Here is a 6,989-nt window from a genome sequence, read left to right as displayed (position 1 = left end):
CCCCCCCCCCCCCCCCCCAAGGCCCCCGCCACCTCCACCGCCCCGGCCGCCCCGGCGGCGCCCGCGCGCACCGGGAACACGGTGGCGCGACCGAACGGGCAGACCTACCACATGCGCCAGCTCGCCGGGCGCGCTGATGTGGATGTGTTGCAGACGATGCGCAGCGCCGAGGTCCCGGTGCTGCTGTACGGCCCGCCGGGAACCGGGAAGACCTCGCTGATCGAGGCCGCCTACGGGGATCTGCTGACCGTGCAGGGGGACGGTGACACCACGGTCGCCGATTTCGTGGGCGAGTACACCCAGAACCCCGACGGCACCTTCGTTTTCGTGCACGGCCCGCTGGTCCGGGCCATGCGTGAGGGCCGGGTGCTGTTCATTGACGACGCGACTCTCATTCCGCCGACGGTGCTGTCGGTGGTGTACCCGGCGATGGACGGGCGCCGCGAGATCGTGATCAAAGCCCATGGCGGCGAGGTCGTGAAAGCCGAGCCCGGGTTCTTCGTGGTGGCCGGACACAACCCCGGGGTGCACGGGGCGATCCTGTCTGATGCCCTCGCATCGCGGTTTGCGTTCCAGGTGCAGGTCGGTTCGGACTACGACCTCGCCGGACAGCTCGGGGTCGACAAACGGGCGGTGAAAGTGGCGCGCAACCTGGCCACCCGCCAGGGCAAAGGCGAGATCGGATGGGCACCCCAACTACGCGAACTGCTGGCGTTCCAGAAAATCGCCGCCGCCACCGACATACCCACCGCTGCGGCGAACCTCATCGGCGCCGCCCCCGAGGACGACCGCCCCATCGTCGCCGACGTGGTGCGCACCATATTCGGCGCCCGCCTCGAACCCCTCGCCCTCGGCGCCCGCCTCTAAACCCACCGCCCCGACCCCCCACACGGAAGGACCTGCTGTGACCGGCCACCTGATCGCCGACCCCACCACCACACCCACCCCGCCACCGGCCACCGACGGATGGGACACACTGTCGGCCGCCCTCACCGAGGAAGCCCCACCGATCGCCGACCGCGACGACCTCGTGGTCACCATCGCCCCGGGCGCGGCCCACGGACACCCGGCGGTGTTCATGCCCCACAAAGCCGCGATCGAACTCGACGGCACCGGCCTCGGTATCGACCCGGCTACCGCCCGCCCGGACCGGAACAGTGACCGCGCCCGCTACGCCGCCACCTGGGGCGCGTTCGTGCACGAATGCGCCCACGCCCAACATTCCCGCTGGGAGGCCCCGCCGGTGGCCGATCCGGCAGTGGTCGAGGCCGCCATGCTGTTGGAGGAGTCCCGGATCGAGGCCGCCCAAATTCGCCGCCGCCCCGATGACCGGCACTGGCTCCGCGCCAGCGCGACCGAGATCGTGATCGGTGACAACGGCGGCACCGATGCCGCCACCGCGATCCCACCGACCCCGTACTCGGCCGCCCACAATGCCGCCCTCATCCTCGGCCGGGTGGACGGCGGCATCCTCGAACCGGCCGAAACCGCACCCGCCGCCCAAGCGATCGAGTCCATCCTCGGCACCGACACCCTCGACCAACTGCGCGCCATCTGGCGACAGGCCCACACCGTCGCTGACGACGACACCAACACGATGCTCGAACTCGGGCAGCGGTGGCTCGACCTGGTCGGCCCGGACCCGCACGCCGACCCGGCCCCGAATTCGGTGCTGTCCGCCGCGATCGGTGCCACCGTGGCCAACGTGGCGGCTGCGGTGGCGGCGCAGCCGATTCCGGTCGATCCGGCTGAGGCTGCCGCCGACGCGCGCCGCGCCGCCACGCGTTCGGCCCAACGCGCCACGGCGCAAGCACAACGAGTGTTCGGTGACGGTACGGGTCACGGTGTCTCGGCCAGCACCCACAACACCCGCACCCCGCGCCGGGACGAACACGCCGCCGCGCGGGTACTGGCCCGCGCCCTCGACACCGCCGCCACCCGTGAACGCGCCGCTGTGAGAACGACCTCGGTGTTGCCGCCGGGCCGGTTGCGGATGCGTGGCGCGCTGGCGCGTGAGGCCCAACGCGCCGCCGGGGCGATCCCGACCGCCGAACCGTTCACCCGCACGACCCGAAAAACCGTTCCGCTGCCACCGTTGCGAGTCGGGATCGCCTGCGACGTGTCCGGGTCGATGGATGCTTTCGCCGGGCCGGTGGCCTCGGCCGCGTGGATCATCGCCCGCGCGGCCGAACTGGCCACCATGCCCGCCGAAACCGCCACGGTCACTTTCGGGGCCTCGGTGAAACCGGTCACCTACCCGGGCACCGCGCCCGCGCGGGTCACCGAGTTCGCCTGCCCGGACTGGCTGCACGTCATCGACACCGCCATCGACGCCCTCGACGGCGCACTCGGCCTGTCCCGGGCCGGGGCGACGCGGTTGCTGGTGATCATCTCCGATGGCGACTACGACGGCCCGAATCGCGACCGCGCCCAGAAACGCCTCGACGCACTACGCGCGGCCGGGTGCGCGGTGCTGTGGCTCTCACCGGCGCACGGCATATCGAACCCGCTGGACGGGGCGACCGTGCACCGGATCACCCGCCCGACCGCCACAGCCGCCGCCATCGGCCGCGCCGCCACCACCGCAGTACGCAGCGCCTAACCCACACCGCACTCCCCGGGGGCGCGGCACCCCACCGCGCCCCCGGGAGGACGAAACCCCCAGCCAACGAATGGCACCCACGAAGAACAGGAGCAACCCGAATGACCAGCAACACCCCCGAAAACCTGGACGCCGACCGCGACCACACCGCCGAGGCGCTGCATCAGCAGCAGTACGAGACCGCCGACCGCGCCGCCGATCTCGCCCGCCGGTTGGGTGCCATGGCCGCCAACCTGCGCGACGGCGACCTCCCCGACACCAGCGAGCCCGTCGAGTTCGCTGCCCGAGACGTGGACTCCGCACTCACCGATCTCACCGACCTGCGTGCCGACGCCGCTGCCGCCGGTCACATCCCCACCATCGACGCCCGACTCCTGCCGGTAACCCCGGCGGCGGTGGACCCCGATCACGCGCTCGCCCGGTTCCGCGACCTCCGGTACCGCATCCGCGATGAGCACAACACCTACACCACCCGCACGGACGGGACCGAGGACCCGAGTGCGTGCGCCGAGCATCACGACCGGCTCGAAGCGCTGTGCGCCGAGGCCGCCGACACCATGGCAACCCTCGACGCCCACCTGTCCACCGGCGGGCGGCTACCCGCCGCCTGGGGCGACGCCCACCCGTGACACCAGCGACCGGACCCCGGTATCGGCCACAGGAACTGTCCGATACCGGGGCCACCCGGCGACCACCGCCACCGCACCCGAAGGAGAGACAAACAATGAACCACCCCGACCCCACACCCACCAACAGCGACACGGCCCAGCCCACATGTCTCGCCGCCGACGCGGCGCGGGACCGGTTGACCGCCGCGTTCGCGCTGGCATTCGGACCGGTACGCGAACAGCGCATCACCGAAGCCGTCCTGGCACTGATCGCCGCCGAGATCGGCCACCGCAACCCCGCCATTGTCACCGTGTTCCTGGACTGGGAACCGTATGGCGGACTCGGCGTCTCGGGGTTCCGCGATCGTCACGGCAACCCGGTCGACGATCACGACCTCGGCCTCGATATCACCTGCTACGCCAGCGATATCCGCGCCACCGCCGACACCGCCCTCACTGGCTCGCGACCGCACGAACCCGGTCTCTTCCGTCTCGACCTCACCGCAGCCACGACATCGGCAACCGAGCCGCCCGGCATTGTCGCGGCCCACACGCTGCGCGCGGGGCAGCGCCTCGACCACGGCAAACGGGTACGCGCGGTCACGGAGTGCGAGGACCACCTCGATATCGCCTTCGACGACGGCACCTGGTGGTGCGATGTCCCCACCCAGCATCCGATCACCCTGTGGGACGGGAACCCGAGCACCCGCTGCTACCCGTTCGCGTTCCTGCCCGCCGACGAATACGGGATCTACCGGCGCGAATCGGACTACGACCGGTAGACCGGTTTGGGTGTCTGTGGACGGTCGCCGGTAGCCCCGTAACGCCGACTCACAGCAGTGTTGGGCCGCCCCGGCAGAGCGGCCCATCACTGCTGCTCGCCGCAAGTTCAGTCGTCGCAATCGTCGTCCTGGTTGCGGTCGGCGGCGGCTTCGGCGCGATCGGCGAAGCCCGACGTTGCCGTCGGCGACGACGGATCCCGTTCGGCTGCGGCGCCGATCCGGTCAGCCGATTCTCGATCCATCCATTCCCGGCTACCCACGGCTCTACCTCCTTTCCTGTGCGAACAACACCCTCCCGGGCGCGGTCACGGGGCGAGGTACGACTTTGGTGCGGCTCGCGCGCCGTTCAGCCCGGTAGCGGGTTCGTGGCGGTCGTCCAGCATCGACAGGGAACCGGTGCGAGGCCGCCGGTCGACGCCCACCACCCTTTTCAAGAAACATGCCCCGTGGGCTGTGCCGAGCCGTGCACAAGGAGCGGTAGCGGCGCCCGGCTCGGGGTGCTCGCCGCGGTGCCGTTGCCGATCTCCAGTATCTCGCGGGTCGGCAACCTCCGGCAACGCCGCACCCTGGCAACTGGCGCGGTGAACGGCGGTGCGAGGGCTACGCCGGTCACGCCACTCGGATGGAGCTTGACCTCTCCAGCGGCGCTCGTCGAGCCGGCCTGCTTCGGTGTGTGACGCACGCCGGCGAACTCGCCCCCGAGGGAGGCTGTGGGCTCGTCCGAGAGCGCGGTCGAGGAGCCGGATTCCACTCGCGCCAAGGGCATTCCACAATCGGTCGAGAGGAATTCGGGTCGCGGATTTTCTTTCACGCCCCGCTTGACAGCAGCCCGGGTATCGAGCGTCCATAGGAGCGGGAACCGCACCGAAACCCCGGGGATTTCACCCCCCGGCCCGGTGTGGTTTCCGTCCCGGCCGGGACATGACCCACATCCACCCGAACCACATCGTTGGAGGGAATCGTCATGTCCACACGTAAGAAGAACACCACCGCGCGCCCAACGCCGGGCGCCCCCGACCACACCCCTGACACCGCCGCTGCCGCCCCGGAAAATGGATCGGGTGCCGGTGTGCCCGCGCTGCGCAACGACAGCGACGCGGCGCTGTGGGCCGCACTGGGCGCCTACCCCGGTTTCGCCACTGCCGAATTGGCGGGGGCAGCCGGGATCGGGGTGTCGACTGCCCGGCGCGCGCTGTCGCGTTGGGAAACCGCCGGGGTCGCCCGTTCCCACAGCGACCCCGAATCGCCCCGGGCGGCCAAAACATGGACCACAGCCGCACCTGCTGCCGCGCCCGAACCAGCGGCTCCCGAACCGGCGGATCCCGAACCGGCAACCTCCGAACCGGCCGCCGAGATGAACACCACAAACGCCGACTCCAGCGCACCCGCTACCCCCGCGCCCGCCGACCCCGGGCAGGCAATCACAGCTGTAGCGGGCCCCACCGGCGACGACTGCGCAGACCCGGCCCCGGCCACCCCGGAGGGGGGCGATGACGCGGCAGCGGCGCAGCAGGAGTCGGGCCCCCGGTTGCGGTCGGGTGCGTTGCGGGGGCACGTCGAGGACTTTCTGCGGGATCACCCGGACGAGGATTTCAGCCCGCACCAGATCGGCAAGGCCCTCAATCGGTCCAGTGGCGCGGTCCACAACGCGCTGGTGACCCTCACCAAGGGCGGAACCGCCCAGCAGACCAGCACGGCTCCCAAACGGTTCGCTCTCGCAGCGACACCCGAACACTCCGGGAATCCAGGGCAGCAACCCCCGACACCGACGAACTGACGACCCCGAAATCTTTGGAGCGTTTTCTGATGGATATCACTGTTCTCGTCGCGCGTCTGGATGAGTCCTACACCGTTTTCGGCACCGGCGAATTCGTTCACCAGGTCAGGGAGGTCGCTTTCCGGGTGACATCGGCCGATGAATGCGGACACCGTGACGGCCGGATCTGTACCGAGTGCGCGCCGTCGTGGCAGATGGACTACGAATTCGACGAGCCGTTCCCCTTCGAGCCTGTGCAGCGGGTCACCGTCGCGGATCTGATCGCAGCGGGACGGGTGAAGGTGGGCGATCGAATCGCCAACCCTGAATTCGATGTCACGGCGGTGATCACCGCCTGCGGTGGATTGATGCTGCCCGACGGCCGCGTTTTCACCAATCCGTCTGCCGCCGCCCACGCCGCCCGAGCTGCCTCCTGACATGCGTGGCGGGGGGGGGGGGGGGGGGGGGGGGGGGGGGGGCGGGGGGGGGGGGGGGGGGGGCGGGCGGGGGGGGGAGAGGGGGAGGGGCGGGGGGGGGGGGGGTGGAAGAGAGATGAGTGAGGGGGTGGGGGGGGGCGGCGGGGGGGCGCGCGCGGGCCCCCCGCGCCCCGCCCCGGCGGCCCCCCGCCCCCCCGCCACTCCAATTTATCTCTTCTGAAAGGGTTTCCCCGATCATGTACAACGTCTCTATTCCGGCGGATGTCGCAGCGGCGCTGCACCGCGTGTTCGCCAGCTCCCCGCACGCTGCCGACAGCCTGGAACTGTGGCTGGCGGTCACCGCCGAGGCGGCCCGACACCTCACCGCCCCGCCCGAATCGGATAGTCCGGCACCGTGGTTGCCGGTGTTCGTCTCCTACCGCCGGATGCGCACCGACGCCATGTATCACACCGCGACCGCCGCCGTACGGATCACGACGGGGACGCTGGCCGGGATCACCTACACCGACCCCGTCAGCGCCGCCCGCGCGGTCGTCAACGTGGCCCCGCTCCCGGCCCCCGACAACGCCGGAGACGGGGGCGGGGACGATGCGGTCGAGATGCTGAATCTGGTGCCGACGTGGCGGTTGCCGATGGCTGCCGACTCGGCAGCGGGGACACAACCTGCGGTATCTCCGCTGATCTCCTAGCCCGCCTACATACCGAAACGGCCGGTGGGGCCGAGCATATGCTCGGCCACACCGGCCGCTTTCGTGGTCTAGACGGCGGTGCGCGGGTGGAGGTTGTGGGGGCGATCGTCAGCGG

8 protein-coding genes are annotated in these 6,989 nt (G+C 70.8%); 7 read left to right on the top strand and 1 reads right to left on the bottom strand.

The annotated features are described in order from the left end of the window. From QH276_RS20800 to QH276_RS20785, 4 genes are all read left to right on the top strand, one after another. Positions 1–867 (top strand): AAA family ATPase (locus tag QH276_RS20800; RefSeq protein ID WP_280406862.1); only part of this gene is annotated, 867 nt, incomplete at its 5' end. Positions 868–904: 37 nt separating this feature from the next. Then, on the top strand, positions 905–2,602 hold the full coding sequence (locus QH276_RS20795) for a hypothetical protein (RefSeq protein ID WP_280198148.1): 1,698 nt from the start codon (positions 905–907) through the stop codon (positions 2,600–2,602). A 101-nt stretch (positions 2,603–2,703) separates the two neighbouring features. Beyond that, positions 2,704–3,231, top strand: a complete 528-nt coding sequence (locus QH276_RS20790) for a hypothetical protein (RefSeq protein WP_163848045.1) — start codon at positions 2,704–2,706, stop codon at positions 3,229–3,231. Between the two features lie 95 nt (positions 3,232–3,326). Continuing rightward, on the top strand, positions 3,327–3,992 hold the full coding sequence (locus QH276_RS20785) for a hypothetical protein (RefSeq protein WP_163848043.1): 666 nt from the start codon (positions 3,327–3,329) through the stop codon (positions 3,990–3,992). Positions 3,993–4,099: 107 nt separating this feature from the next. Here QH276_RS20785 and QH276_RS20780 read toward each other — a convergent pair whose 3' ends face one another. After that, positions 4,100–4,252 carry a hypothetical protein gene (locus QH276_RS20780; RefSeq protein ID WP_163848041.1) on the bottom strand — a complete coding sequence of 51 codons (153 nt, stop codon included), beginning with the start codon at positions 4,250–4,252 and terminating at the stop codon, positions 4,100–4,102. 704 nt (positions 4,253–4,956) lie between these two features. On the opposite strand from QH276_RS20780, the gene QH276_RS20775 reads away from it, so the two are divergent. From QH276_RS20775 to QH276_RS20765, 3 genes are all read left to right on the top strand, one after another. After that, positions 4,957–5,769 carry a hypothetical protein gene (locus QH276_RS20775; protein ID WP_163848038.1) on the top strand — a complete coding sequence of 271 codons (813 nt, stop codon included), beginning with the start codon at positions 4,957–4,959 and terminating at the stop codon, positions 5,767–5,769. A gap of 29 nt (positions 5,770–5,798) precedes the next feature. Then, positions 5,799–6,185 (top strand): hypothetical protein, encoded by a 387-nt coding sequence (locus QH276_RS20770; RefSeq protein ID WP_163848036.1) that lies wholly within the window; start codon positions 5,799–5,801, stop codon positions 6,183–6,185. A gap of 236 nt (positions 6,186–6,421) precedes the next feature. After that, positions 6,422–6,874 carry a hypothetical protein gene (locus tag QH276_RS20765; RefSeq protein WP_163848034.1) on the top strand — a complete coding sequence of 151 codons (453 nt, stop codon included), beginning with the start codon at positions 6,422–6,424 and terminating at the stop codon, positions 6,872–6,874. The last annotated feature ends 115 nt before the right edge of the window (positions 6,875–6,989 follow it).

Source organism: Nocardia carnea (assembly GCF_029869215.1).
GTDB lineage: Bacteria > Actinomycetota > Actinomycetes > Mycobacteriales > Mycobacteriaceae > Nocardia > Nocardia carnea_B.
This window is presented reverse-complemented; position numbering and strand designations above follow the sequence as displayed.

What these genes read in the sequence shown, in the direction of transcription:
- QH276_RS20770 (WP_163848036.1), top strand. Translation starts at nt 5,799, where the DNA reads ATGGATATCACTGTTCTCGTCGCGCGTCTGGATGAGTCCTACACCGTT.
- QH276_RS20785 (WP_163848043.1), top strand. Translation starts at nt 3,327, where the DNA reads ATGAACCACCCCGACCCCACACCCACCAACAGCGACACGGCCCAGCCC.
- QH276_RS20775 (WP_163848038.1), top strand. Translation starts at nt 4,957, where the DNA reads ATGTCCACACGTAAGAAGAACACCACCGCGCGCCCAACGCCGGGCGCC.
- QH276_RS20765 (WP_163848034.1), top strand. Translation starts at nt 6,422, where the DNA reads ATGTACAACGTCTCTATTCCGGCGGATGTCGCAGCGGCGCTGCACCGC.
- QH276_RS20790 (WP_163848045.1), top strand. Translation starts at nt 2,704, where the DNA reads ATGACCAGCAACACCCCCGAAAACCTGGACGCCGACCGCGACCACACC.